The organism is Priestia sp. FW507-14D1A (genome assembly GCF_058781295.1).
The window spans coordinates 374,793-400,647 of the sequence record NZ_JBYSWQ010000003.1 but is presented as its reverse complement, the minus strand read 5'-3'; the positions used below and the strand labels follow the sequence as shown (position 1 = coordinate 400,647).

26 protein-coding genes and 1 pseudogene are annotated in these 25,855 nt (G+C 38.3%); 24 read left to right on the top strand and 3 right to left on the bottom strand.

Translation table 11 applies throughout. From position 1 onward, the window contains the following. Positions 1-122 precede the first annotated feature (122 nt). From AC3WJG_RS15640 to AC3WJG_RS15630, 3 genes are all read left to right on the top strand, one after another. Positions 123-1,391 (top strand): GntP family permease, encoded by a 1,269-nt coding sequence (locus tag AC3WJG_RS15640; protein WP_028408164.1) that lies wholly within the window; start codon positions 123-125, stop codon positions 1,389-1,391. 22 nt (positions 1,392-1,413) lie between these two features. Continuing rightward, positions 1,414-2,550: a glycerate kinase gene (locus AC3WJG_RS15635; RefSeq protein WP_028408165.1), complete on the top strand. Its 1,137-nt coding sequence runs from the start codon at positions 1,414-1,416 to the stop codon at positions 2,548-2,550. Positions 2,551-2,820: 270 nt separating this feature from the next. Continuing rightward, positions 2,821-3,768, top strand: coding sequence for an alpha/beta fold hydrolase (locus AC3WJG_RS15630; protein ID WP_337134418.1), 948 nt, complete (start codon positions 2,821-2,823; stop codon positions 3,766-3,768). Positions 3,769-3,843: 75 nt separating this feature from the next. Here AC3WJG_RS15630 and AC3WJG_RS15625 read toward each other — a convergent pair whose 3' ends face one another. Further along, positions 3,844-4,626, bottom strand: a complete 783-nt coding sequence (locus AC3WJG_RS15625) for a class I SAM-dependent methyltransferase (RefSeq protein WP_337134410.1) — start codon at positions 4,624-4,626, stop codon at positions 3,844-3,846. A gap of 67 nt (positions 4,627-4,693) precedes the next feature. Beyond that, the gene (locus AC3WJG_RS15620; RefSeq protein WP_337134409.1) at positions 4,694-5,446 is read right to left on the bottom strand and encodes a uracil-DNA glycosylase family protein; all 753 of its coding nucleotides are present in this window, start codon (positions 5,444-5,446) and stop codon (positions 4,694-4,696) included. Between the two features lie 334 nt (positions 5,447-5,780). Here AC3WJG_RS15620 and AC3WJG_RS15615 point away from each other — a divergent pair, with 334 nt between their 5' ends. The 6 genes from AC3WJG_RS15615 (at position 5,781) to abc-f (ending at position 13,588) form a co-directional block, all read left to right on the top strand. Continuing rightward, entirely contained in the window at positions 5,781-6,815 is a 1,035-nt protein-coding gene (locus AC3WJG_RS15615; RefSeq protein WP_098331836.1) for a LacI family DNA-binding transcriptional regulator, read from the top strand. Between the two features lie 311 nt (positions 6,816-7,126). Beyond that, positions 7,127-8,386 carry an ABC transporter substrate-binding protein gene (locus tag AC3WJG_RS15610; protein ID WP_337134408.1) on the top strand — a complete coding sequence of 420 codons (1,260 nt, stop codon included), beginning with the start codon at positions 7,127-7,129 and terminating at the stop codon, positions 8,384-8,386. Positions 8,387-8,475: 89 nt separating this feature from the next. Next, positions 8,476-9,408, top strand: a complete 933-nt coding sequence (locus AC3WJG_RS15605; protein WP_098791857.1) for a carbohydrate ABC transporter permease — start codon at positions 8,476-8,478, stop codon at positions 9,406-9,408. Then, positions 9,408-10,238: a carbohydrate ABC transporter permease gene (locus AC3WJG_RS15600; protein WP_034651257.1), complete on the top strand. Its 831-nt coding sequence runs from the start codon at positions 9,408-9,410 to the stop codon at positions 10,236-10,238. The genes AC3WJG_RS15605 and AC3WJG_RS15600 overlap by 1 nt, the downstream gene beginning before the upstream one ends. Before the next feature lie 26 nt (positions 10,239-10,264). Beyond that, positions 10,265-11,587 (top strand): alpha-glucosidase/alpha-galactosidase, encoded by a 1,323-nt coding sequence (locus AC3WJG_RS15595; RefSeq protein WP_014459694.1) that lies wholly within the window; start codon positions 10,265-10,267, stop codon positions 11,585-11,587. Positions 11,588-11,959: 372 nt separating this feature from the next. Next, on the top strand, positions 11,960-13,588 hold the full coding sequence (gene abc-f / locus AC3WJG_RS15590; RefSeq protein ID WP_337134407.1) for a ribosomal protection-like ABC-F family protein: 1,629 nt from the start codon (positions 11,960-11,962) through the stop codon (positions 13,586-13,588). Between the two features lie 221 nt (positions 13,589-13,809). Here the strand turns inward: abc-f and AC3WJG_RS15585 are convergent, their stop codons facing one another. Continuing rightward, positions 13,810-15,942, bottom strand: a complete 2,133-nt coding sequence (locus AC3WJG_RS15585) for a GDYXXLXY domain-containing protein (RefSeq protein ID WP_337134406.1) — start codon at positions 15,940-15,942, stop codon at positions 13,810-13,812. A 336-nt stretch (positions 15,943-16,278) separates the two neighbouring features. Here AC3WJG_RS15585 and AC3WJG_RS15580 point away from each other — a divergent pair, with 336 nt between their 5' ends. From AC3WJG_RS15580 to AC3WJG_RS15510, 15 genes and pseudogenes are all read left to right on the top strand, one after another. After that, a complete protein-coding gene (locus AC3WJG_RS15580; RefSeq protein ID WP_337134405.1) occupies positions 16,279-16,632 on the top strand; it encodes a YwqH-like family protein in 354 nt (117 codons plus the stop codon). 6 nt (positions 16,633-16,638) lie between these two features. Continuing rightward, positions 16,639-16,911 carry a DUF5344 family protein gene (locus tag AC3WJG_RS15575; RefSeq protein ID WP_337134404.1) on the top strand — a complete coding sequence of 91 codons (273 nt, stop codon included), beginning with the start codon at positions 16,639-16,641 and terminating at the stop codon, positions 16,909-16,911. A gap of 200 nt (positions 16,912-17,111) precedes the next feature. After that, positions 17,112-19,586, top strand: a complete 2,475-nt coding sequence (locus tag AC3WJG_RS15570) for a T7SS effector LXG polymorphic toxin (protein WP_337134403.1) — start codon at positions 17,112-17,114, stop codon at positions 19,584-19,586. A gap of 19 nt (positions 19,587-19,605) precedes the next feature. Then, entirely contained in the window at positions 19,606-20,001 is a 396-nt protein-coding gene (locus tag AC3WJG_RS15565; protein ID WP_033579301.1) for an immunity 22 family protein, read from the top strand. 136 nt (positions 20,002-20,137) lie between these two features. After that, positions 20,138-20,775 (top strand): annotated as a pseudogene (locus tag AC3WJG_RS15560) (transposase); the annotation flags it as partial. A 23-nt stretch (positions 20,776-20,798) separates the two neighbouring features. After that, positions 20,799-21,137 carry a YxxD family cognate immunity protein YxxD gene (locus tag AC3WJG_RS15555; protein WP_102813927.1) on the top strand — a complete coding sequence of 113 codons (339 nt, stop codon included), beginning with the start codon at positions 20,799-20,801 and terminating at the stop codon, positions 21,135-21,137. 199 nt (positions 21,138-21,336) lie between these two features. After that, on the top strand, positions 21,337-21,624 hold the full coding sequence (locus tag AC3WJG_RS15550) for a pre-toxin TG domain-containing protein (RefSeq protein ID WP_115648255.1): 288 nt from the start codon (positions 21,337-21,339) through the stop codon (positions 21,622-21,624). 43 nt (positions 21,625-21,667) lie between these two features. Beyond that, entirely contained in the window at positions 21,668-21,949 is a 282-nt protein-coding gene (locus tag AC3WJG_RS15545) for a hypothetical protein (protein WP_034655107.1), read from the top strand. Then, positions 21,949-22,380, top strand: coding sequence for an SMI1/KNR4 family protein (locus AC3WJG_RS15540; RefSeq protein ID WP_034651277.1), 432 nt, complete (start codon positions 21,949-21,951; stop codon positions 22,378-22,380). The genes AC3WJG_RS15545 and AC3WJG_RS15540 overlap by 1 nt, the downstream gene beginning before the upstream one ends. Before the next feature lie 184 nt (positions 22,381-22,564). Continuing rightward, the gene (locus tag AC3WJG_RS15535; RefSeq protein WP_337134402.1) at positions 22,565-23,020 is read left to right on the top strand and encodes a YrhA family protein; all 456 of its coding nucleotides are present in this window, start codon (positions 22,565-22,567) and stop codon (positions 23,018-23,020) included. Positions 23,021-23,666: 646 nt separating this feature from the next. After that, positions 23,667-24,089 (top strand): SMI1/KNR4 family protein, encoded by a 423-nt coding sequence (locus AC3WJG_RS15530; protein ID WP_260505612.1) that lies wholly within the window; start codon positions 23,667-23,669, stop codon positions 24,087-24,089. Positions 24,090-24,277: 188 nt separating this feature from the next. Beyond that, complete coding sequence (locus AC3WJG_RS15525; RefSeq protein WP_337134417.1) at positions 24,278-24,721, top strand: SMI1/KNR4 family protein; 444 nt, start codon at positions 24,278-24,280, stop codon at positions 24,719-24,721. Between the two features lie 87 nt (positions 24,722-24,808). Continuing rightward, positions 24,809-25,324 (top strand): SecY-interacting protein Syd, encoded by a 516-nt coding sequence (locus AC3WJG_RS15520; RefSeq protein WP_337134416.1) that lies wholly within the window; start codon positions 24,809-24,811, stop codon positions 25,322-25,324. A 56-nt stretch (positions 25,325-25,380) separates the two neighbouring features. Continuing rightward, positions 25,381-25,665, top strand: a complete 285-nt coding sequence (locus AC3WJG_RS15515; RefSeq protein WP_258006113.1) for an SMI1/KNR4 family protein — start codon at positions 25,381-25,383, stop codon at positions 25,663-25,665. Beyond that, positions 25,662-25,823, top strand: coding sequence for a hypothetical protein (locus tag AC3WJG_RS15510; protein WP_258006112.1), 162 nt, complete (start codon positions 25,662-25,664; stop codon positions 25,821-25,823). Before AC3WJG_RS15515 ends, AC3WJG_RS15510 begins: the two co-directional genes overlap by 4 nt. Positions 25,824-25,855 lie beyond the last annotated feature (32 nt).

Genomic DNA, 25,855 nt, shown 5'->3' with positions numbered 1-25,855 from the left:
GCACGTGCATAAAAGATCTTGCGATAGTGAGGTCTTTTTCTGTTGAAGTGACTAATGAAAGAATATAAGATAGCGCTTACAATTAACGTTAGGGACAGGAGAAATAAGAAAGGGGATGCTTTATGGACGTTCAAGTAAGCGCATTAGGCGCTATTTGTGCATTAGTAATTGCTATTATATTAATCTTAAAGAAAGTGGCTCCCGCATACGGAATGATAGCCGGAGCTTTAATTGGAGGACTGATTGGCGGAGTTAACATCGCTGATACCGTTAATTTAATGATTGAAGGCGCACAAGGCATTATTCCGGCAGTACTGCGGATTCTTGCAGCCGGTATATTGGCCGGGGTATTAATAGAATCAGGTGCTGCAGCGGTTATAGCAGAAACCATTGTAAAAAAACTAGGGGAAACAAAAGCGCTTTTAGCTCTAGCGCTAGCCACACTCATTCTTACGACAGTAGGTGTGTTTGTTGATGTGGCTGTCATCACAGTGGCGCCTATTGCTTTAGCCATTGCTAAACGTACGGGTATGTCAAAGCCTGCTATTTTATTAGCGATGATTGGAGGAGGAAAGGCAGGAAATTTAATGTCTCCTAATCCTAACGCTATTGCTGCTTCGGATGCATTTAATATTCCGCTTACATCCGTGATGGCTGCAGGAATCATTCCCGCTATATTTGGCGTAGCGGCCACTTATCTAGTAGCCAAACGATTAGTGAAAAAGGGAACAATGGTTCAAATTGAAGAAATAGATACAGTGGATGCAAGCAGCTTGCCGCTCTTTTTAACGGCCATCATAGCACCAATTGTTACCATCGTGCTACTGGCGCTGCGCCCGCTTTTTGATCTTAATATTGATCCAATGGTTGCTCTTCCTGCAGGAGGTATTGTTGGTGCCATTGTGATGAAAAAAGGAAAACAGCTTAATACATATGCTATTTCTGGATTAGGGAAAATGTCAGGGGTAGCCATTATGCTTCTCGGAACGGGGACATTAGCAGGTATTATTGCTAACTCTCAGCTAAAAGACGTTATTATTCACGCCTTGTCTGCCATTGGATTGCCCGCTTATGTTTTAGCTCCGGTTTCAGGTATTTTTATGTCAGCGGCAACCGCTTCGACAACAGCAGGAACAGCAGTCGCAAGCCAAGTTTTTGGCTCGACAATTTTAGAGCTAGGCGTTTCTGCTTTAGCCGGAGCTGCTATGGTTCATGCCGGGGCGACCGTACTTGATCACCTTCCGCACGGAAGCTTTTTTCACGCAACGGGCGGAAGTGTAAATATGAAAATAAAAGAACGCTTAAAATTAATACCATACGAATCGCTTATTGGACTCATTATGGCAATTGTATCCACGCTTATATTTGGTGTATTAAAGCTATATGGCTAAAAACTAAAAGGAGTGTTTACGCATGAAAATTGTGATTGCACCTGATTCATTTAAAGAAAGCTTAACGGCTCTTAACGTTTGTGAAGCGGTTGAAAAAGGAATAAAAGCTCATTTTCCCAACGCGGAGATTAGTAAAGTACCTATGGCAGACGGTGGAGAAGGAACCGTTCAGTCGCTTGTGGACGCGACGGGCGGACAAATCATACAAGCTAAAGTAACCGGACCTTTAGATAAAGAGGTGGAAGCTTTTTATGGAATTCTTGGAGACGGCAAAACGGCTGTTATTGAAATGGCAGCCGCTTCAGGCCTTCATCATGTTCCGGTCGATAAACGAAACCCGCTTATCACAACAACGCGAGGAACTGGCGAGCTCATTCTTAAAGCGTTAGATCACAAAGTGAAGCATATCATTATTGGCATCGGAGGAAGTGCTACAAATGATGGAGGAGCCGGTATGGCAAAAGCTTTAGGCGCAAAACTTCTTGATGCTAACGGAGCAGAAATGAAAGAAGGAGGCGGCAGCCTAGATCAGTTAGCTTCTATCGATCTTACAAACTTGGATCCTCGGCTTGCTGAAGTCAAAGTAGAAGTGGCGTGCGACGTAGACAATCCGTTAACGGGTGAAACCGGAGCATCTGCGGTATTTGGTCCTCAAAAAGGCGCAACTCCGGATATGGTCAAACGGCTTGACCGTAATCTAGCTCATTACGCAGCGGTTATTGAAAAAGAAATGAATATTCATATCCAAAGTGTTCCTGGTGCTGGAGCCGCAGGAGGACTAGGAGGCGGCCTGCTGGCATTTTTATCTGCGGAGTTAAAGCCAGGTGTAGACATTGTCATTGAGGCAACTCAGCTAGAAAGCTATATTAAAGATGCTGATCTTGTCATTACCGGTGAAGGAAGAATAGATGGACAAACCATTTACGGAAAAACACCCATTGGCGTAGCCAAAACAGCAAAAAAGCATAGGATTCCCGTGATAGCGATAGCAGGGAGCATTGGAGCGGGAAGCGAAGCTGTGTATGAACACGGTATTTCGGCGTTATTCAGCGTTGTGCCCGGAGCGGTCGATCTGTCAGAAGCGCTGGAAAAAGCGGGTGAAAACATTGAAAGAACGGCTAAAAACGTAGCGTCAGTTATACGCTTAGGCATCAAGTGAAGAAGTTACAGTTTTTATTGTTCTCTTTTTAATAAATAGTAAAAGGTCTCTTCCATCAGAAGAGGCCTTTTTTCGTTTAGTGCTGAAGTAAGCTGCTATCATTCTTTTAAATTTTATATAGGAAATAGAACTAAACGTTTTCTGAAGCGTCATAGTAAGTAAGCAGTTCTAAAGGTTCTCTCGCATTCTCGTCGGCTTACTAACTGCTACTTATGGAAAGGAGAGGTTAACGTGCAAAAAAAGTTTAGGTTCTTGAGAATTTTACGAAACATGATAGTAGCTATGTTAGGGATATGCATCATTTGGATTGTAACGAATCAAGTTATAACGGCAGTAGAAAAGAAAAAGTACCCGCCTATTGGTCAATTAGTAGAGGTTAATGGCAGAAATATTCATGTATATACAAAAGGTAAAGGGGAAAATACAATTGTACTACTAAGCGGCTTGGGAACGACTGCGCCTGCACTGGATTTTGAACCTTTAGTAAATGAACTGTCGAAGGATAATAAAGTGGTGGTAGTAGAACCATTTGGATACGGATGGAGTGACATTACGAATAAAAAACGTACCGTAGAAAATAGTGTAAGTGAAATGAGAGAAGCTTTGCAAAAATCGGATATAAAAGGCCCGTATATATTAATGCCGCACTCAGTTTCTGGCGTGTACAGCATATATTACGCTAATAAATATCCAGATGAAGTAAAAGCAATTATTGGAATAGACCCTACGTTGCCAAAAGCGCTGGATTATTTTAAAGAAGAAGCGCCGAATATACCAAGTTTGATGAGTGTTTTAGCGCCAAGTGGACTTGCGCGCTTAGCCCTGCTTACTAGTCCTGATCAGTATCTACCGCTAGCCGAAGAAGGAACGTATACAACAAAAAATTTAAAAATGACAAAAGCAATATCCAGCTGGAAAGGCTACAACAAAAACGTCATCGATGAAGCAAAAGAACTGAACAACAATATAAATAAAACTCTCGATATGTCGTTTCCTTCAAAAATGCCCGTAATGATTTTTACTAGAAAAATAGATAAAGAAGCAAAAGAAGGAAAATCGAATATTACGTTTTATCAAAACCAATTAAGTCACGTATCGTCGCAAAAACTAGTCGTTTTACAAGGTCATCACTATTTACACTGGACGAACTACAGAGAAATGAGCAAATATGTGAATGATTTTATAGATACATCTATTAATTCAAGTACAAAGAAATAAAGGCTTTAAGAAAAAGTAGTCCGCACCATGGATCTCCTTTTTTATGACACTGCAAATAAAAGATTCCAGCCGCCATTAAGGGATAGGATGAACTCTTTGTTTTTTACAAACGTAAATCATTTGAGTGCTTTGGTTGGTCAAAGCGCTCTTTTTCCAATCTCCGTAGACGCTCGTAATTATAAATCCGCTACGTGTTAAAAGATGTTCCATTTCTTGAGGGAACGTGTAGCGTAAATCTATTTTCGATGTTATTTCTTTTATGATTGTTTTATCGTAATCTCTTATCTTTCTAGTTGTGAGGTTATGCTGAATTTGTTTGATGGCATCATAGTGGCTGCTTGTGTAGACTTCTGTTGTATATCCGGTGTCAGGGTCTTGATAGCTTTTCCAATATTCTTCTGCTTCTGTTGGTGTTAGCTCTTCTATAGAAGGAAAACGTATTCCAACAATAAAGGTTCCACCGTCGTTCAAATGCGTATAAACGCTTCTTAAAAATGCGTGCTGCTCCTCATTTGTTAGAAAATGCTGAAATGAATTTCCTATGATATAAATAAAGTCGCTTTTTACTTTTAAGTCGAGTTTGGTACAATCTTGTTCTACCCATTTAACAGATAGGTCCAAAGCCTCTGCTTTCTTCTGTGCTTCCTGCAGCATGGGTGGATGAATATCTACTCCAATCAGTGAATGTCCCGCTTGTGCTAATGGAATGGTCGCACGCCCTGTGCCACAAGCTAAGTCAAGGATTATTCCGCTTTTGTTAGCTGCTTCTGTTAGTAAAAAAGCAACATCTTCTGTATACTGCTCATTTTCATCGTCGTATAAAATAGGGTTATTATATTCTTCTAAATTTGTTAACATAAAAGCGGACCTCCGTGTAGACGTATTTTTACATAATTATAGTAAAAAAAAAGAGCTGAAACTATTTTCAGCTCTTTCTTTTTACGGCCCAGTCCTCCACAATTTTCGTAAATTCACTTAGGTGTTCTTCAAATATCCGTTTTCGATGTCCGTTTGCTCCGGATGGATGAGGAAAGCCAAATAAATACGTATGCCGAGAAAACGAAGGTTCACGCGAAAGTTTTCTTAAAACATTCTCAACCGCTTTTCCTAGTGGAACGATTAAGCACGGATTCTTTATTTCGTTCAATTCATGTGGAAATACTTCAAAGGCATAGCGAGAAAGAAGCGCTGATCGTTCGATTGGTGGCTGATGTCCCGTGTAGTTTTTTCCTTTATAAAACACAGGATATTTCAGTACGGACGTTGTATGCAGCAAATCTCTCTGTGAAGCGAATAGCTCAGCGGCACCGTTAATGCCCATGACTTTTGCAATTCCGCATTGATCTAACATGTCTATTAAATTGACTCTCATCGTTCCGCTAAAGCTAGCTGCTTTTTTTGTTTCGTACAGGACTTGTTCAAGCTGATGATGAGACAGGCTGGAAACGCATTGTTTAAAAGCAGTTTTCATTTGAAACCAGCCTGGTGTGATGCCGGCAATGACAATATGAGCGTCTGGATTTATGTAATCGTTATGGGGCGAGTAGTACATGCTTAATTCACGTTCTTGAGCGATTAAAAAGTCTTTTTGCAACAGCTGTTCTTTCATAAAATTCATATTATGCAATTGTTGAAGGGCAGGCAGACATTGTTGAAAATAAGAATGTTGGCTAATCATAGGCTCTCTCTTTCCTTATCAGTATTTCTTCTTTTATTTTCCCCCAACAAACCGTTTTATATCAAATATGAACAAATTCTTATGAAAATTAATATTTACTAAAAGTTTACTTAAGTTTTAGTACAGTGTGACAAAAATAAAGTAGTAATAGCGGCTTTTTTGTCATTTTAACGGCGAAACTAACAAAAGAAATGAAGATTTTTGGAGAATATTTTAATAAATTTACTGAAATTTTAAAATTATTTATTGAAAGCGTTTTATTAATGTGCTATTCTTCCAATATAAGAGATAAATATTTAGTAAAAATAGAAGATTATAATAGAGAGGTAAAAATATGGCAACTTTAAAAGATATAGCGGCGTACGCTAAGGTTTCCAGTTCAACTGTATCCAGAGTACTAAATAATGATCATACGCTTTCTGTATCTGAGGTTACTCGTGAACGCATTCTCCATGCAGCCAAAGAGCTGCAATATACGCCCGTGAAGATACGAAAAGGAACGGCAAACGGAAAGGATATAGAAGCTCCTCAAATAGGTATTATTTTTGCTCAATCCCTTGAAGAAGAGTTAGTAGACCCTTTTTTCTCCTCTATTCGCCATGGAATAGAAAGTGAATGCGCAGAAAAAGAAATTTTTACAGTAAAGTCATTTAGGCTAAAAGGCATGAAGCAAGAAGAGCTGCTGCAGGATCTTGATGGAGTGATTGTAGTGGGAAGAGTTAGTCCAGAAACGGTTCAAGAAGTGAGCAATCATTTAGATACTATTGTTTTTATTAATCACAAAGCGGATGAGGATTTGTACGATTCGGTCATGATTGATTTTGAGAAAGCTACTAAACACGCATTAAATCATTTATTTGACCTCGGTTATAAAAGAATTGGCTATATCGGAGGGACAGAAAGAGAACATTATATCAATGGAAGTTCTATTATTGAAGATCAGCGTCAAACGGTTTTTGAACGCGTTATGCATGAAAAAGGCCTGCTCGATTCTGAGAAAATTTATATAGGAGAGTACTCAATGACTGAAGGCTATGAGCTGATGGGACAAGCGATTAAGCAAGGAAATCTTCCTGAGGCATTTTTTATCGCAAGTGATGCAATGGCGATAGGAGCAATGCGTGCCCTGCAGCAATCAAATATAAAGGTTCCTGAAGACGTAGCGATTGTAAGCTTTGATGATGTGGACATCGCAGCATTTGCGAGCACGCCGCTCACAACGGTTAAAGTATATACTGAAGAGATGGGAAGGCAGGCTGTTAAAATGCTAGTAGATCGGTTAAGCGGCAGATCCGTTCCTTTAAAAGTCATGGTGCCGACTAAATTAATTTATCGTGAAAGCTGCGGAGCCTTACTCAAAAAACAGTAGCCTAAAAGTTATAACTTGAAAGGGGGTGATAGAAAAGAAGAATTCATACATAAAGAGTGATAAGGGGGAAGGAAAATAGAAAAAACCATAGAAAAAGCAGGTTAAAAAGCCCTAGAAACTACATACTTATTGGCAGATAAGTATGTAAATGAAAAAGCTTTTTCATCTCTAGGACTCTTTGAACCTTTGTAAAAGTATAGGATTAAATTATAAGTGACTTTATTTCGTTGTGCAATGAATTTGTCTATGTGTAAATAACTGAATATTCAGTTATTTATGTCTTGATAGAGTATAAGGAGGAAAAAAGATAAATGAAAAAGCTTACGTATCTTTTCGTTCTATTACTAGTCTTTTCTGTTGTGGCAGCGGGCTGCGGAAATAAAGAAGCGGCAACAGGCGGAAATGGGAAAACGACGCTAACGCTTTTTTCTACGATGAGTAATAAAGGCGAGAGAAAAGCGCTTCAAAATGCCATTGCAGAATTTGAAAAACAAAATCCAGATATTAAAATTGATGCGAATTTTCCGGGTAACGGCTATGAAGATATGCTTCGTGTGAAAATGGGTGCAAATGATATGCCGGATTTATTTGATACGCACGGCTGGTCTCAGCTTCGCTACGGGGAGTATGTAGCAGATTTAAAAGATATGGATTGGGTTCAGCATTTGGATCCGGCGCTAAATCAAATTTTAAAAGATAAAAGCGGCAAAGTGTATGCGTATCCTTTAAATCAAGCAAAAGACGGAATTAGCTATAATGCGACGCTGTTAGAAAAATACGGAATAAAGCCTCCTAACACAATGGATGAATTTATAACAGCATTAGAAACAGTAAAAAAGAAGAGCAAAGGAGAAGTAGCGCCTTTATGGATCCCAGGAGGGGAAAATGGCAATATTGCTCAAGTATTTGATCAGCTGGCTACACCTCAGCTTATTACAGCAAGAAATAAGAACTACGCTAAGCAGTTGGAAAAAGGAACATTTAATTGGTCAAACTATACGCCGCTAGGGGAAACAATGGCAGAAATGAAGAAGAAAGGGCTGCTGAATGAAGATGTATTAACCGCAAAAGTATCTCAAGCAACGGAATTAATGGCTCAAAATAAAATTGCTTTCACATTTGTGGGCGGATCTCTTGGACCGGATGCAACAGAATTAAATCCTGAAGTAAAAGTAGGAACAGTACCGGTGCCTGCTATTCATAAAGGCGGTACGCAAAGCTGGATCGGCGGAGAGCGCTTTACCCTTGCTGCGTGGAAAGATTCTAAGCACCTTAAAGAAGCCAAGAAATTTATTGAATTTGTGTCACAGCCGGAAGTTGCCAAAAAGATTGCCGAAGGAACGTCTTCAGCATCGGCTCTGACAAACAATAAAACACAAAACTACTACTCTGAATACTACGATAAGTATAGCGATATTAAAGTTGAGCCATACTTCGACCGGAAGTATTTACCGAGCGGTATGTGGGCAGTGATGTCTTCTACAGGTCAAGAATTGCTAGCGGGAAGTTTAACGCCAAAGCAATTATCAAAAGAGATGGAAAAAGAGTACAAGCGTCTCAGTAAACAATAAAATAGTGTGCAAAAGTTCCTTGTTCGCCGAGAAGCAGGGAGATAGGCTTCTGCTTCTTTTCAACACAAGCTGAAATAGGAGTGAACACGATGAATGAATTAGTCAGGAAAGAGCCGGTTTCTATAGTAAGAGATACGAAAAAACGAAAGAAAAAATTAAAAAAAGAGTCCTCTTTATGGTGGATGTACCTTCCCGGCTTAGTAATTATCACCGTTTTTATTATCTATCCTTTTATTAACGGAATTAGACTTTCCTTTACTAATTGGAATGGATTTTCACAAACATATGATTGGATTGGGCTCGAGCAGTATAAACGTTTGCTTGCAGATCCAACGACTTGGCTTGTGATAAAAAATACGCTGCTCTACGGAATAGGCAGCACTATTTTTCAAAATATTATTGGCTTGTTATACGCTTTGCTTCTGAATCAAAGCATTAAAATGAAAGCTGTAACAAGAACAATAGTCTACCTTCCGGTTATTATCAGCCCAATTATTATGGGGTATATCTGGTACTTCTTTTTTGCCTACCAAGGAGGCGCTTTAAATGACCTTCTTGTATTTTTAGGTTTTGAGAAGATTAATGCTTTGGGAACTCCAGAGCTTAACTCTTGGATTATCGTGTTCGTCAATACGTATCAATTCGTTGGAATTGCAATGATTATTTATTTAGCGGGGCTGCAAAGTATTTCAAAAGATTATTACGAAGCAGCGCAGCTTGACGGAGCATCGGCTCTTCAGCAGTTTAAAAACATCACGCTTCCATTGCTTATGCCTTCGATTACAATTAACGTCGTTTTAAATATTATCGGAGGTTTAAAACTGTTTGACGTAATTGTTGCGCTGACAGGAGGAGGGCCTGGAGATGCATCGCAGTCAATGTCTACTTTTATGTATGACTTATATTTTAGAAGACAGGACGCTGGCTATGCTGCAACTCAAGGTGTGTGCATGGCGCTCATTATTTTAGTCATTAGCTTATCAGCACTTGTGTACTTTAAACGAAAGGAGACAGAAGCGTGATGGACTATACAAATAAACGGAAAAAACGATTTTTTACCTTTCTAGCTCTTTGTATAACGCTCGTTCATATTGTCCCTTTTTATATTCTTGTTACGACTTCTTTAAAAGCAACCGGGGATTTTAGTTCCAAATGGGTATTTCCAAAAAGCATACACCTTGAAAATTTCACAGCGGCTTGGGAGCAAGCGAATTTAGGCAGTTCTTTTATGAATACGTTTATCATTACGTTTGTTTCGGCGGTTCTGCTTATTTTTTTAGGATCAATGGCTGCGTATCCTCTAGCGCGCCGCCAAACGAAACTAAATAAGTACGTCTATTTTATCTTTATCGCCGTGATGGTAATACCGCCTCTAACAGCGTTAGTTCCGCTGTACAAAATGGTTGTGAATATGGGGATGATGAACACGTACCAAATTGCTATTTTAAATAATGTCGCAGCATTTTTGCCGCTAACAATCTTTTTGTATGCGGGCTTCATTCGCTCCACTATTTCTAAAGAGCTCGAGGAAGCAGCAAGAATTGATGGGGCCGGCACGTTAACGATTTTCTTTAAAATCGTATTTCCACTGCTAAAGCCTGTCACTGCGTCTATTTTAATTATTGCGAGCGTCTACATTTGGAACGACTATCAGTTTGCAATTTTCTTCCTTCAAGATAAGGAAATGCATACATTAACCGTTACGTTAGCAAGCTTTTTTGCTGAAAATCAAAATAATCTTAGCTTAGTAGGAGCAGCTGCGATTATTGCGATGCTTCCAATGACCATTTTATTTTTAGTGCTACAAAAATACTTTATTGCAGGGCTTTCATCAGGATCTGTAAAAGGATAAAACCAATACGAGGAAGGAAGATGACAATGTCTAAAATCACATTTATCGGAGCGGGAAGTACAGTTTTTGCAAAAAATATTTTAGGAGACTGCATGTTTGTGCCTGCTTTAGCTGGCTTTGAATTTGCGCTATACGATATAGATGCTGAGCGTTTAAGAGATTCGGAAAATATGCTAAACAATCTAAAAGAAAACTATAAAGTGAATATTACGGTTAAAGCCTATTTAAACCGCAGAGAAGCTTTAACAGGAGCAAAGTATGTGATTAATGCCATTCAAGTAGGCGGTTACAAACCAAGCACCGTCATTGATTTTGAAATTCCTAAAAAATACGGCTTGCGTCAGACGATTGGAGATACAGTAGGAATTGGAGGGATCTTCAGATCACTGCGCACGATTCCGGTCCTGTTTGATTTTGCAAAAGATATTGAAGAAGTATGTCCAGATGCGCTGTTTTTAAATTACACCAATCCAATGGCAACACTAACGGGTGCAATGCTGCGCTATACAAATGTAAAGACGGTGGGCCTTTGTCACAGTGTTCAAGTATGTACAAAAGATTTATTTGATTCTCTCGGAATGGATCATGAAGGAATACAAGAGAAAATCGCAGGCATTAACCATATGGCATGGCTGCTAGAAGTAAAAAGGGATGGACAAGATTTATATCCAGAAATTAAGCGTCTGGCAAAAGAAAAGCAAAGAACAAAGCATCACGATATGGTGCGTTTTGAGCTAATGGATAAGTTCGGTTATTATATTACCGAATCGTCTGAGCATAACGCAGAGTATCATCCATACTTTATTAAACATAAATATCCAAATCTTGTTGATCAGTTTAACATCCCTCTTGATGAATATCCGCGCCGATGCGAAGAGCAAATCAGCAATTGGGAATCCATGAGAGAAGAAATGGTTAACAACAGTCAGTTAACTCATACACGTTCACATGAGTACGGCTCTAGAATTATTGAAGCAATGGAGACAAACGTGCCGTTTAAATTTGCCGGTAACGTATTAAATACCGGGGGCTTAATTAGTAACCTGCCGACAAAAGCGTGCGTAGAAGTTCCATGTGTTGTAGACCGAAGCGGCATTATGCCGACTTATGTAGGAGACTTACCTGAGCAGCTTGCGGCGTTAAATCGTACGAATATTAATACGCAATTGCTAACAATTGAAGCAGCGGTCACTAGAAAAAGAGAGCACATCTATCAAGCAGCGATGCTAGATCCTCATACAAATGCGGAATTATCTATGGATGACATCATTCGTATGTGCGATGATTTAATTGAAGCCCACGGCGAGTGGCTGCCTGATTTTACAGGGAAAGTGAACCAATACGTGTAATAAAAGAATCCTCGGCTTTGATCGGCTGAGGATTTTTTTGTGAGTAGTAAAAGAAGGGAATATCATCCAAATGGATATTGACATTTAAAAAACTTCATCATACACTGTAAGAAGCAAGTCATTTTATACTAAGAAAGGAAAGGTACCGTAGACAATGGATAAGTAATCCTATTTTTTTAGACATTCTTTTAAAACTTTATTTTAAATGAACACTTGTCTAGATAGGATTAGTCTGTACATTTTTAGGTGCCATTTCTATATGTCTTATATGAAGTGATTTCTCCCTTTTTTTACTCTATAAAAAGGGTGCATATTTGCGTATGCCTAATTATGACCTCTAATCCTCTCTAGAAATCCTAGGGAGGTTTTTTTATGTTATTGTTAGAAGCTATAAATATTGAAAAAAGCTATGGAGATCGCCTGCTGTTTCAAGCAGAGAAACTTCAAGTACATCGCGGAGAGCGAATTGGAATTGTGGGGAAAAACGGAGAAGGCAAATCGACGTTGCTTCATATTTTAATGAAAAAAATGAGTCCAGATCAAGGGATTGTACAAACATATGGCTGTTCCTCACTGATTCCGCAGCTTGATGTTCAAGCTACAGGAGCTGTTTCTCCTGAGATGAAAAGTCAGTGGAGTGTGCCAACTGAAGCGGACTTTCTTAGCGGAGGAGAAGAAACAAGAAAAAAAATTGCAGCTGCTCTTTCATCAGGCGCGGAACTGCTTGCAGCCGATGAGCCAACGAGCCACTTAGATGTAAAAGGCGTAGAGAAGTTTGAAGAAGAAATGAAGTCTTTTACAGGCAGTCTGCTGCTGATTTCACATGACCGAGAATTATTAAACCGCCTTTGTACGTCTATTTGGGAAGTAGAAGACGGCAAAATTAACTGCTATGAAGGCAATTATCAAGAATATGTGACGCAAAAAAAACACGCAGTTGAAAGACAGCAGTTTGAATATGAACAGTATGTAAAAGAAAAGCAGCGGCTTGAACTGGCGTCTGAAGAAAAAAGCCAAAAATCAAAGTCGCTTAAAAAAGCGCCGAGCCGCATGGGCAACTCTGAAGCGAGACTTCATAAGCGAGCGGTCGGAAAACAAAAAGCGAAGCTAGACAGAAGCGCAAAAGCGATTGAAACAAGAATTGAAAAGCTGGAGAAAAAAGAAAAGCCAAAAGAAATGGAAGAGATTCATTTTGACCTATCGCAGTTTCATCAAGTGCACAGCAAGCAGGTACTAAGCTTTGACAAAGTCTCAGCATCAGCTGGTAATCATATGTTGTTTCAAAATCTAAAAGGCGGTGTGAAGACAGGAGCGAAAGTAGCGATTGTCGGCAAAAACGGTGCCGGAAAATCTACGCTGCTGAATATGATTGAGCAGCGAGCAGAAGGCATCACGGTTGCGAAGCCTGTAAAACTCGGCTTTTTCCATCAGCGTCTTGAAAATCTAGATCCCGCTAAAAGCATTTTAGAAAACATTAAAGAAGACAGTCCGTACACCGAGCATTTTATTCGTACGGTGCTATCGCGCTTACTTTTCAAACGTGAAGACGTGTATAAAAAAGTAGAGATGCTAAGCGGAGGAGAACGAGTGAAAACGGCATTAGCAAAAGTCTTTTTAGGAAATTATAACGTTCTTCTTTTAGATGAACCGACCAACTATCTTGATCTTCATACAAAAGAAGCGCTTCAAGAAGTGTTAAAAGCTTATCCAGGGACGATTTTATTTGTGACGCACGACCGCTATTTTGTTAAAAAGCTTGCGACGCATGTTTTGACGTTAAAACAGTCCAAAGCGGAGCTTGCGGCGATTGAAGACACGGGTAAAAGCAAAAAAGCGTCACAGCAGCAAAATGAAGCGGAGAAACTTGCGCTTCAATTAGAATTAACAAAAGTGATTAGCGAGCTTTCTATCACCCCAGAAGGAAAAGACAAGCAGCGTCTTGAAAAAAGATATGAAGAGCTGTTAGAAGAAAGAAAACGATTAAATAGAAAGGAAGGATAACATCACTTCGCCTAATAATGAATACAATGATGTTACTGAACATCAAAAGCATATTGAAGGAAAAATAACGGATATGAATGTAAAAGGAACGCCCAAAAGAATAAAATGGATTGGGTATGGCATCATTATTTTCTTTGTGATTCTTATTTTAACGATGATCATCGGCGTATTTATCAATTAAAATAAAAGCAGCCGCTTCAATGTTGAAGCGGCTGCTTTTTTTACTTACCTACTTTTGTAACAATGGCATCTCCGTTTTTTCCAACTCGTACAGTAGCAAAACGAGCTTCGCTTTCCACTTTGCTTCCGGTTCCTTCTGGAATAAAGTAATGCTCAATTCCGTACTGAATTCCCCAGTCGTGATACTTCCCCGTAATGACAACGTCTTTCTTTTTAGAAGTATACGGCTTATTCCAGTCATCATCCGCTTGGTAGATTTTTGCGTATTTATACACACCTTGTTTGTTAGGACGAAGAACGAGCTTCACTTTTTCACCGTCTTTCACATGAGGTAAGGTAACGTGCGCAATGTCGTAATTCAGCTCAACGTAATCGCCTTGCAGCAGCGAGCGCGGATCGATCGGCTGTAAAGCGAGCTTAATTTCTTTTCCGTTTTGAAGAAGTACTTCGTTTTTAGTGAAAATGCCGCCCAGAATAATGAGCTGAACAAGAACGATGACCCATACAGCGGTTCGGCTGCGGTCAAGAAACGACGGCTGCGGCTGATCAGGCGTTGACAGGTCCCATTTCCTGCTTAGGAAAAGAAAGATCAGACCTAAAATAACGAGCACAAGTGATTTATTAAATAAATCCCACACAAAGTCGTAATATTTCATCGCTAAAAAAACAAACCAGAAAATCATGCCGACAATAAAATCGTATTTTGGCTCTTTTCGTACCGTCACAAATAAAAAGACGGTCGAAATCACAAAAAACACCGTGCAGTAAATAATATTTAAAAAAGAAGGTTCGCTTAATTCAGTCAGCGACAGTAAAAAGATAAAAGCAAGAAGCAGCGCCGCTTTTTTAAACGCGTGGTGTACGTTTATCGCGTACACAGCGGCATTTAATAGAAACAAAGCGAGCAGCACATAATCTATTTTGATAGTGTCATAGTAAGCAGTCGGAACCTTTATTAACAGAAGCCCTTGCACTAGCACAAAAAGCAACAGGCGAACGGGCGTATGCTTCGTGAATACTAAAAGCGCTACAAGTGCGATGACGTAGATAAAAAACAGAATGTCGTTCACAAAAAAAGAAGCGCCGCCGCTAATTAATACGCCCATCATTAAAAGCGTATATTTCACGGTTGGAATATCTGCTTTAATCAAATAACATCCCACAATCAGCAAAACGCCAATCACAAGCATTCCGTTTGTTGGGTACGTTCCTGTAATAAGTGTGACAAGTCCTCCTAAAGAGCTGCTGCCGATGACCGATGCAATGGCCGTAATCCCAATCACCGCTATTCGTTTGATTACGCGGAGCGAGGTTTTTTGTGCTGACGTGTTGGCAGTGAGCCATTTGACAAACCATACGCTTGCACCAATAAATAAAATCACAAATCCTAAAGCTAAGAACAGTGACCATTCAGCGTAGTGTTTAAAAATAAAAGAGAAAAACTGTTCAATAACAAATAAAGCAAATGCCACAATGGAAATCCCTAAAAACGACCTTTGCGGCTTCACTTTTGAAAAATAAAAAAAGGAGCTTAGTAAAAACAGCAAATAAAAAATAATAAGACCAATCCGTAAGCTAGAGCTGCCTGTGAAATCCGGCAGGGAAACAGTTAAAAAAATGTAGTGAAACAAACAAAACGCTGCATACATGATCACAGGAGACGAGCGCTGTTTCTTTTTTATGATCCAAAAGATGAGTAAGTTCACAAACGCCATTCCTGCGTAAAGTAAAAGCGTCTCGTGTTCGCCTCGCTGTGAAGCTGCGCCAGTTGGTGAAATGAAAAAAGCCATGGTGAATTGAAATAAAACAAACGATAACACGTAAAACGGCTGATACTTTGTAAAAAGGCTAAACAAAATAACCGGCACAAGCCAAATTAAAAACAGCCAGTACGATTCAGCGTGCGTGTTGTAAATTTGAGAAAGAAGCGCGATGCTTAATCCAAATGAAAGAGCGCCGGCCAAAAGCGTCCAGTGACTTAAAAACGCCTGCTGAGGAAGCAGCTTTCGCACTACAAACGCACTTCCGTAAAACAGCAGCATCAGCCCCACGCTCAGCGCAATTTTAGTGTAGCGGTCAAAGCCTTGCCAGTTCGATGCAAAGAAATATAAAATGCCGGACAAAACAAGAGCCAACCCCAGTAAATAACCGAGTCTTACGAGCTTTTCTCTCATACTCAACCTCCTCTTTATATTATGTATATACTAGCGCATGTTTAAATATTTGGAAATAGAAAGAATGAATGCGTTTTAACAAAAAAATTGTGTAAAAAGGCCTTTTAGTGACATGGAAATAACAAGTAAAGTAGTCCAAAAATCTTGATAAATTGTCAATGGTAAGATAGTTTTGGTTATTTTATCCTGAATAGTGGGTATTGAACTAAAAACCTATATTATTCCCAAAAAATATAAGAAAACGTGCCGATGTGCTCTCTTTCTTTATTTGATAAGCTGTAAAAGGGAGTTACTGTTAGAAGATCCAAGAGATAGATATAAAGGAAGTGTCATCATATGAATGAGATGTTTGTTGCTCATCTATATACTCAAGTGAAGCAGGCACATGAAGATATCCAGCAGCTTACGGATAGTAAAAACACGTTAACGGAAGTCAAAGGAGAGCTTGAACGTGCAAAGGAAAAGGTAAAAGAACCAGAGCTCACTTCCGCCACTTGGTCAGGCAGCCTTGCTGTTGGGTTTGAAGACATCCGTACGGCTATGTTAGACGAATACGATGATTTGCTGACCCGTCAGCTGACGGATGCCCTTACGACAATTGATACAAAAATTACGGCGCTTCAATCAGATATACAAGGGATGGAACGCGCCATTAAAATGCAAGAAGACGAAGCAAAAGATAAGGTGTGATGCAATATGGCAGACGAAATTAAAGTAATAGATGGTGAAATTAATAGAACGCTTAGTGACCTAAGCGATGCTGCGCAGCAGTTTCAGCCGCTTTTTCCGTTTCACGTCGGAAGCGGACAAGAACTAGAGGTGCTCGATGAATTAAACCAGCTGAACCAGCAGCTGCGAACGTTAATTGTGGACTACAAGCAAACGCTCCTCGATGATTTGAACGCCACCAAAAAATCCGTGCAGTCCATAAAAGAAGCAGATGAAAAAGCTGCAAACGCCGCTAAATAATGTTCATATTTTATATAAAGCTATCAAAAACAACCTTTCAACCAGCATAGATTTGGCATTCAAATAAAAAGGTTTTATCTAGCGGATGATGCAAGCCTTGTAAAAAGGAGCGTCCGCTTAGGTTTAGAAAAATGACGGGCGGTTGTTCGTTAACCGTTTGTTGTTTTTCTATATCGATACAGCTGGGAGGTTACAGGTTATTGAAAACACTTGATGTCGATGCTTTTCACGAAAATATTCAAGCTATCTTAGACTCTATTAAAAGTCAAAAAGAACAAATTCAGGGCCTAATTTCACAGGTTCAGGCATTTTCAAGCTTAGATGATGCGTTTAAAGGAAAAGGAGGAGAAGCGATTCGGTCTTTTTACGAAACGGGACATGCTTCTTTTTTAACGCTGTATCATTCATTACTCACTTCCTATGAAGCTCGACTAACTCAAATCACACATGCGCTGCGCTCATTTGAACCGAGCGAAGACGGCTACATCACGCAGCCGTTTCTACAAGACACTATTCCTGCGCATTTAAATCAAACAAGAAATACAACCGTTTCGCTTGTCGATCAAGCGAATGCAGCGATTCAAAAAGTCAGTCACCTTGCTTCTGTTTCAGCGCTTAACGACCAAGGTTTTCTAACAGAAGTAGAACAAGCAAAAAACAAAGCGGACAAAACGATGAACGATTTAGTCCGTTTTGACGAACAGCAAACGCAAAGCCTTTCAGTCATTCAAGATCAGCTGACGTCTTTAAACTCGCTGCTTTCTAAAGTGAAAGCTGGGTTTCAAAATGGTTCCATTCAGCCGGGCAATGTAAGTGAGCTGAGCGCGTTGGCGAAAAAAGCGATGACCGATTCAGGAGGCGTCTCGGTTTTTGAAAAAGGCATTCCAACAACCTTGACAAGAAAAGAAAAACAAGAGAAAGTGATAAAGGAAGTAGGCCTTGAAAAACTGATTCAGCTTCAGGCAATGACGCCTGCTGAGCAGTTAAAAGAAATTCACAGGCTTGAAAAAAACTCGCCTTACATAAGAGAAGTGCTAACGCAAATTCAGCAGGATACAGCACCTGCTAACATGAAAAAACTAGCGGAACTGTCACCTGCAGAGCAAGCAGTGGAACTGGAAAAAAGTCCATACCTGCAGGCGTTCAACGATTCTTCAACTGTAGGCATGCTAACGTCTCAACAGATTCTTCAAAACGCTACGGGCGTTGAGGGAATGCTTATGCAGTCGGTGGTGCGTCAGGGTCAGGTTAGGAGTGTTGGGACTAAAAAAACAGCTGAATCCTTTGACTTTACAGAAATCTGTGAAAATCCTAAAGCTAAAAAAGAAGAAACCGGTATAAAAGCTGTAGTCAAGGACGTAGGAGAAGGTGCTATAACTTTAGCAAAAGGCACAGTTACGGGTACTAAAGGAGTAGCACAAGACGTTTGGGCCGGTATGGGGGAGAGAGGAGATAAACAGTTCAACTCCTTATATGATTTTGGAAATTTTGTAACGATGGGTGGATTTGATGGCGCTGTTGCCTTCAAAGAAGGTTTAATTGAGCGAGGAGAAAAATCGTTTGATTCACCGTATGACTTTGTCAATCACGCAACGATGGGACTCTTAGATGTAGGGCAGCAGGCACTTAATCCTGACAAACCTCTTTCAAAAGAGCACTGGGAAAGCAGCATGTTTCTGTTTGCGAGCGTAATTGGAGGAGCGAAACCCGCAGGAGCCGTAAAATCCGTTCCAAAAGTAACAAACGTTCCGCGTGTACCTGCACATAAAGGGACCAAAACATTAAGCGATATGCGGAATGTCGTCAGCCCAAAAGCAGCAAGCAATTGGTCGAAGAAGGTGTATGAACCGTTTCAAAAGCAGATCAAACCTTTACTAGATGCGGAGATGCCGACTTTACGTCCTCAACCTCAACTGGTAGGGATAGGAGAGGCTTTGCCTGGAAAGACCTTTGGTGAAGCGTTAAATGGATTAACGACGTATAAGATGGGGAATGTTTCGAAAGGTCAGTCCAAAGCTTTGGAGAAAGTGGAAAAGCCTGATAGTAAAGCGAATGTTGAAGGGGTTTATGATCAGGAAGCTGTTGCTAAGGGTAATACTAGTATACCGAAGCCGGTAAGACCTAAAGCAAGTAGAGTGAAACCTGACACTCGAAAAAAACCTTCTGCTAATAAAAAACAGAAGGAAAAAAAATTATCAAATGCGCAATTAAATAAACTGGTAAAAGACCACTTTGTAAAAGAAACCGCGAGGACTAGAACCTTTACATCAGAGACTATGCCCGGAAGTAAAGCCTTTGCAAAATGGTTTAATGAATTGAGCGTAGATGAATTTGAATTAGCCTGGTCTACTCCAAAATTAAGGACTATTATTGAGAGTAGAATTCGTTATCCTGGTGGGTACCATGAATGGCACTTAGTATCACGAGCGCCAATTTTTAAGCGGTGGGGTGTAACGGCTGAAGATATAGCAGAAATGAGAACGTTAACGAAAGATATTGAATTTGTTAATCCGGTAGGAAGACATGGGTTTGATGGTTCTGGCAAAGCTCATAGAGAGCTTCTCAATTTAATTGATTACTCACTTGACTACGATACATTTAAAAGAAAATTAAGAAATTGGGCACATTATAGGTTAAAAGGTGGAATTGATTCATTGCCAGAAGGACTTAGGTAAATAGAAAAGGGGGATTATGATGGAAAACCCAGGAGCTGTTTCTCTTTGGTTTGGAAATTGTAGTGATGAGGATTTGTTAAGCAAGTATGTAGAAATAAAATATGATGATGAGGGAGATAGAATCCCTTCGAGCTTCATGAATGATTTTCAGATAAATTTCCTTGAGTACAATCAAGACTTATTAGAATGTACCTACAATGAATATCCTACATCTTCTTTGTCCGAATTACTAAAGAATGCTTCGTATTCTGATTCACTTATAAGTGAACTTGAAGACTTTTATGGTGAAAGCTTAGAAGAGCCGTACAATATTGTTATTCGGTTGTATGATTTTGAATATGAAGAACTTGTTGAGGAAGCAAAACTTGATGGTAGGAAGCTTAAATATATGGGTTCTGTTATTTATGAAGATTAGAGTTTGAATTAAAGAACCTAAGTATATTTATTAATATATTATCTGAAGAAAAAAGCACTTCTTGTCTAATGACAAAAGGTGCTTTTTTTCATTTTAGGATAGAAGTAGGTAGACACATTATAATTTTATAAGTGCACGAAGTATTAAATTTTTAAAGAAGGAAATTAAATACATCGAAAGGGAATTAAAACAGCTAGTAAATCTACTAGATTATCAATTAGAGACGATGCCGGGAATAGAACTTGTGACGGCATCGGCATTAATTGCAGAAATTGGGGATGTAAAGTTATTTCCAAATGCCAATAAATTAGCACGATTTGCGGGGATTGCACCTGTTTACTTTGGTTCTGGTGGGAAAGGTAAGACACATAAAAGTAAACAAGGAAACAGGGCGCTACACGCTTTATTTTATAATTTAGCCGTACAGCAAGTGCAAGTAGCGAAAGGAAGTAAGTTACCTAGAAACCCAGTGTTTCATTTATATTATCAAAAGAAACTAAAGAGGGAAAAACAAAAGGACAAGCATTGGTATGTATTATGAGAAGTTTTGTAAACATTGTATATGGTATGATGAAATATAAAACAGCTTATGAATTGCTTGATACGTTTGCAGGGAAAGGTCAACTACTGCCAAACGGTAAAAAAGAAAGAGTAGACTTTGGTAAAACTATTGGGAAGTACTATGATCGAAATACCGGTGAATACCTTGAGACTACTAATGGATTGATACATTATGGCAAAGATGGAGCTCGTATAGTACCATCAAGGCCGTAAAAACAAAAGAAAAGAGGATGTATATGGGGTATGACTCTTTAATAGGAACATTAATAAAATATGAACATAGTGACATGATACTAGAATGGGAAAATGGATTAAGGATTGTAGGTGAACTAGATACAGTCTTTGAAACAGATAATGGGTTAGATGACGACGATGTAAATTATACCGAATATGATGCAGCTGTATTTCAAGTAAATGATATTTTAGCGCATCCTACTAGTGAGGAAAGTCGTTTATATAATTGGCTAATACAAAAGAAAGGTTCATTAGTTGAAATTTCACTTTATGATGATCCGCCAAGTGCAGTTTTTTTAACTGACGGAGAAAGTGTATGGAAAAGGAATATTAAAAAATAAAAACGTTACTCTAAACATATACCTTGATGGGCTACATTACCTTTCAAGGTTTATTTTGTTTTTTATAAATTTTTTAATTTCTTTGACATAGTGATTAACTGTATTACTTAAATTCCATACATAGTGAAATTAAAATTAAATAAGTATTTCTTATAGATATATCCGAATTATACAAAGCCTGAAATCGCAAGAAGTGTATATGAAGCGGAAGCCAAAAGCAACAAAAGGACGGTCTAGGAACTGTTTCTTTTGCATTCGATATGGTGCCTTTGATTTCCAATGTAAAAGGTGGATGGGAAGTAGGTACGATCCTGTTACTGGCGATGAACTCTCTCATTTTGACCGTTCTGTTTCTGGAGCAGGAATGGTATTGCAGCTTTGCGAGAGTGCCAGGGAAAACGGTGAAATACGGAAGCGAAGGAGCAGAATACGTACTTCGCGTAAACAAACGCGTAAACAAAGCAGAAAAGACCGTAACCAAACATAAGGTTAAAGGTGTTTTTAAGGTTGAGTCAGAAGCTGTGGAGAAGGTGGAAAAGCCTGGTGGTAAGGCGGCTGTTTCTAAGGGGACGGCTGAAATTAATTATGTTAATTTTAATAAAACACATAAGGATTCCTTACCTAAACCTAAAGGAGATGGTCCAAATGGTGGGAAATTACAATCTCATCATGGATTACAGGAAGAATTACAATTCATGGTGGACGATTTAACTAAAGCTGGTTTTTCACGTAATACTACTAGTCAAGTTCTTGAACAACAATACAAGATGCTAAATAAACTAGGTGTTAAGTATGAAAGGATTGATTATTAATGAATATACTAGATAATATCAGTAGTATGTACACAATTGATGCTAAAAAATCTCCTTCGAAAGAAGAAGAAATTAAAGCACTACAGGACTTTTCGACAATAGATGTACCTACAGAATTTATAGAAATAATTCAGCTGGCTTCAGACATTGAAATTAATGTTAGCGACCAAATGTATATTCGAATTTGGGGAGCATCGGGGTGCATAGAAATGAATGAAGCTTATGAAGTACAGAAATATCTCCCGAATTCAATCGCAATTGGTGATGACGAAGGAGGTGGTGCGTTAATCTATCTACAGGGTAAAGATGGTTTTGGGATATACTATACAAGATTCGCGGATTTTGACATTGAGGAGGCAGTGAAAATTGCACCATCTCTAACCGAATTATTAGTAAATAATGTAGGTGTGAATACTTTATTAGATATATGAAAAACTTATACCTTGATTGGCTAAATGCTTTTCAAGTTTTGTAACGTAGAAATTGTATATTTGAAAATAGCTCAGCATCTGAATCAAAATTTATGAAAACCAGTAAATTGGTGATAAAAACTAAAGTAACAATAAGGACTGTATTTGTAAGGAATAAATTAAATATAGATGGGAAGGTGATTTTGTGTGGAGAGATCAAGTTAGTCAAATTTCTCAACTAGAAGAGAAGTGGAATAAAAAACTCAATTTACCTAGCAGTGAAAAAGAGTTATCGAGTTTTTGTAAATATGTAGAAGGGAAATTTGGTGAGGAGGTACTTCCTCAGGAATACTGTGAATTTTTAAAAACTGTTAATGGAATTGAATTTAATGGACTAATAATATACGGAATGGACCCAGACTTCTTGGAAGCTAAGCCCATCAACGAAGTGGAAAGTTTTTTAGATGCTAATGAAACGTGGAAGTTAATTATGGATGAAGATAAGCTGATTTTCTTTGGCGATTCAGATATAGCTTGGTATTGTTATAATGTTTCTAAAAAATGTTTTGTAGAATTAGACAAACCTTCAGGTGAACATATGGAAACCTTTGAAGATTTTAATACTATGCTGAAGTCTGCCTTTTCTGCAGCGCTTAGTTGAATGTACAATTTATACCCCAAGTTCGAAATGTTAAAAGGCGGTAAATTAATAGTAAAAGGTGATACATCGTATGTGTTATTCTAATAAATTAGAAGATCCTGTTTTTTAATTTCTAGGTGGGACTTTTCATCAGGATATTGCTTCGTCAGAAGAGGCATTAAAAGAGTTCTTAAAAGAAGAAAGAGCAAGATGAGGTTGAACCAGTATGTAAATTAGAAACAGTTGAGTTTGTTAAAATTATATTGGTGTGGACTTATGAAACATATAAGCATAAAAGCCAAAAAAGAGTCATTTCTCAAGAAGATGCAGAAATAGCTATGAATTGGATTGAGGAAAAAATGGAATCCATCACTTAGTCATAAGAAGTGTGAAGTGTACTAAAGCCTGAAACCACAATGGGTGAATGCTACTCAAACTCAGCAAATCAAGCTATTGTTGAAAAACTGTTAGTGCTGGTTCTAAGGCTCCGGTTTTTCTAAATCACTAGTTTAATAAAATAAATCAGTAATCAAAGGACAAGGTTAAAAACGTTGTCCTTTAAACGTTCAGTCACCTATTAGTAAATGTTATTTTAAACTATCTATATAGTAGAAATAGCAATGAAATGGTGAAGAAGCTAATCAATAAGGAGTGAGTTTTAGTGAAAATGGAAAGAATGCATGAAAGTTTATCCATTGAAGATTTAGAACGATTTGAGCATAGTCATTCTATTACAATTCCAAGAGAGTATAGAGATCTTTTACTGGAATATAACGGTGGTTATCCAAATCCAAGTGTTTATAAGATATCTGAAAAGCTGGGTGAAAGTATAGTAAACATTTTTTATGGAATTGGAACCATGTATGACAATTTAGAGAAAAAGTTTGATCTTTTCGATGAAATTGTAGAAGCAGGGTTTATGCCAATAGCAGATGACCCAAGCGGGAATCAAATATGTATTGGGATCAGCAAACAGTATTTCGGACAAGTCTATCATTGGGATCATTGTGAGGAAACTGAAGAAATGGAAAATATATATTTTTTGTCAAATAGCTTCAACGATTTTCTTAATTGTTTATATGAGGACTGATCATTTTACATATAAAAAAAGAATGGTTGTAACAGGTGGCACGAAAGGAGAAGTAACATGAAAAAAGAAAAAACATAGAGGTTATAAACGAATATAATGATTCTGTCTTTTTGACTGATGGAGTCAGTATTGATGAAATAAAAAAGAGAGAAGATACGATCAACGTAAACTTGCCAGATAGTTATCAAATGAATTTAAATGCCTTTGGTCAAGCAACGGAAGAATCAATAGGCAAATTAGAAGAACTTTTGGGGTTTTTACTTCCGGAAGATTATAAAAAATTTTTAGTTGAATATAACGGAGGAACTTCGAAAGTAAGATATAGTAAATTTTTTGTTGAAGAATTAAATCAAGAAATTCCTTTAGATGTTTTGTGTGGGATAGGTGTAACAAGAACGTTTGATTTAATTAAATGCTATGAAGAGTTTGAAGAAGATATGCTGCCGTGTAGTTTGGTAATAGGAGATGATCCTGGTTCGGGACTTATTGTACTTATTACTGATACGGAAAGGCACGGTGTGTATTACTGGGACCACTCTCTTTCTTTCCCCCAATCTTGTGAAGAAGAAAATACATATAAAGTAGCCCATAGTTTTAAGGATTTTTCAGACGAATTAATTCATCCGAGATAACAAGGCGTAAAGAAACAGAACGAACATATGCTGAACGATTAGAAAAAGTCTTAAGTGAAGGTGAGGTTATTGGCAATGAAAGATGCTATGAGCAACTATTTTAAGGTAAGAAGAGAATATTTTGAAAAAGGTTTGGATTTCCTATTTAAAACAACCTACAACGAAAATGTTCAATCAATGATTTATCAAGGGGAAGTGGATGAAGACGAAGAAATTTTATGGAACCCTGTTCCAAAAAATAATCATAGCGATATAACACCACTTGAAGAAAGGTTTGATATTACATTTCATTCTTCAATTGACTGCTATTTTAATTCCTACTGGTTTGCGGAGTTAGATGGTTTTATGGATAGCCATTATCTCACGCTAGAAGCTGTATTACCAAATATTGAATTGGATACGTTTGAAAGGAACTTAAAGGGATATAAAATAAATCACGATAAGCTTGATAAGGTTCCTATAGGTATAGAAGGCAATGGCTTGGTAGTTGTGATTGATAACCTCAGCGGCAAAATTGAATTAGAAGATTTTGAACGAGGTTGCTTGAAAGAAATTGCAAGCTCCTTAGAAGATTTAATTTCTAGCCTGCGTTTACAAAGATAACAAAAGTATGTACAAAAAAGAATTAAATTACCACCTATAGAAAGGGAAGGCATGAAATGAAGATTGAATTGTTAAATGCAGTAGACCAAGAGTTTGAAAGGTACCCTGAAGCTTTTGGCGGTGCTGTTACTAGTGAGGAAGTGACACAAGCTGAAGCGAAGCTAAAAGTGAAATTACCAGAGGATTTTAAAAGGTTTCTTTTGAGGTATGGTTCGGGGGCAATTGGTGAAGCGGTTGTTTTAGGGTTAAGAGAGGCAGAGTTTGTGTCTACACCGTCATTTGTAGATAAATCTCTACAGTTCAGAAATATGTTGCCTCAAGGATCGAGCATTTTGTTGTGATTGGAGTAGACAGTGCGGGAAATCCAGTAGGCTTTCAATACCCTAATAAAGAAATCGTCATAGTTGATTTTGACTTTGGCGGAAAAAAAGTTATAGCAGGAAGCTTTGAAGAATATTTAGAAAAATCGATTCGTGAAGAATTAAATATCCATTTCTGATTGGAGTTATGGAATAATCCGTATTTATAAGG

What these genes read in the sequence shown, in the direction of transcription:
- AC3WJG_RS15630 (WP_337134418.1), top strand. Translation starts at nt 2,821, where the DNA reads ATGATAGTAGCTATGTTAGGGATATGCATCATTTGGATTGTAACGAAT.
- AC3WJG_RS15525 (WP_337134417.1), top strand. Translation starts at nt 24,278, where the DNA reads ATGAATTTAAATGCCTTTGGTCAAGCAACGGAAGAATCAATAGGCAAA.
- AC3WJG_RS15555 (WP_102813927.1), top strand. Translation starts at nt 20,799, where the DNA reads ATGGGGTATGACTCTTTAATAGGAACATTAATAAAATATGAACATAGT.
- AC3WJG_RS15575 (WP_337134404.1), top strand. Translation starts at nt 16,639, where the DNA reads ATGGCAGACGAAATTAAAGTAATAGATGGTGAAATTAATAGAACGCTT.
- AC3WJG_RS15540 (WP_034651277.1), top strand. Translation starts at nt 21,949, where the DNA reads ATGAATATACTAGATAATATCAGTAGTATGTACACAATTGATGCTAAA.
- AC3WJG_RS15550 (WP_115648255.1), top strand. Translation starts at nt 21,337, where the DNA reads ATGAAGCGGAAGCCAAAAGCAACAAAAGGACGGTCTAGGAACTGTTTC.
- AC3WJG_RS15520 (WP_337134416.1), top strand. Translation starts at nt 24,809, where the DNA reads ATGAGCAACTATTTTAAGGTAAGAAGAGAATATTTTGAAAAAGGTTTG.
- AC3WJG_RS15620 (WP_337134409.1), bottom strand. Translation starts at nt 5,446, where the DNA reads ATGATTAGCCAACATTCTTATTTTCAACAATGTCTGCCTGCCCTTCAA.
- AC3WJG_RS15580 (WP_337134405.1), top strand. Translation starts at nt 16,279, where the DNA reads ATGAATGAGATGTTTGTTGCTCATCTATATACTCAAGTGAAGCAGGCA.
- AC3WJG_RS15615 (WP_098331836.1), top strand. Translation starts at nt 5,781, where the DNA reads ATGGCAACTTTAAAAGATATAGCGGCGTACGCTAAGGTTTCCAGTTCA.
- AC3WJG_RS15595 (WP_014459694.1), top strand. Translation starts at nt 10,265, where the DNA reads ATGTCTAAAATCACATTTATCGGAGCGGGAAGTACAGTTTTTGCAAAA.
- AC3WJG_RS15600 (WP_034651257.1), top strand. Translation starts at nt 9,408, where the DNA reads ATGGACTATACAAATAAACGGAAAAAACGATTTTTTACCTTTCTAGCT.
- AC3WJG_RS15530 (WP_260505612.1), top strand. Translation starts at nt 23,667, where the DNA reads ATGGAAAGAATGCATGAAAGTTTATCCATTGAAGATTTAGAACGATTT.
- AC3WJG_RS15565 (WP_033579301.1), top strand. Translation starts at nt 19,606, where the DNA reads ATGGAAAACCCAGGAGCTGTTTCTCTTTGGTTTGGAAATTGTAGTGAT.
- AC3WJG_RS15625 (WP_337134410.1), bottom strand. Translation starts at nt 4,626, where the DNA reads ATGTTAACAAATTTAGAAGAATATAATAACCCTATTTTATACGACGAT.
- AC3WJG_RS15605 (WP_098791857.1), top strand. Translation starts at nt 8,476, where the DNA reads ATGAATGAATTAGTCAGGAAAGAGCCGGTTTCTATAGTAAGAGATACG.
- AC3WJG_RS15610 (WP_337134408.1), top strand. Translation starts at nt 7,127, where the DNA reads ATGAAAAAGCTTACGTATCTTTTCGTTCTATTACTAGTCTTTTCTGTT.
- abc-f (WP_337134407.1), top strand. Translation starts at nt 11,960, where the DNA reads ATGTTATTGTTAGAAGCTATAAATATTGAAAAAAGCTATGGAGATCGC.
- AC3WJG_RS15635 (WP_028408165.1), top strand. Translation starts at nt 1,414, where the DNA reads ATGAAAATTGTGATTGCACCTGATTCATTTAAAGAAAGCTTAACGGCT.
- AC3WJG_RS15640 (WP_028408164.1), top strand. Translation starts at nt 123, where the DNA reads ATGGACGTTCAAGTAAGCGCATTAGGCGCTATTTGTGCATTAGTAATT.
- AC3WJG_RS15515 (WP_258006113.1), top strand. Translation starts at nt 25,381, where the DNA reads ATGAAGATTGAATTGTTAAATGCAGTAGACCAAGAGTTTGAAAGGTAC.
- AC3WJG_RS15585 (WP_337134406.1), bottom strand. Translation starts at nt 15,942, where the DNA reads ATGAGAGAAAAGCTCGTAAGACTCGGTTATTTACTGGGGTTGGCTCTT.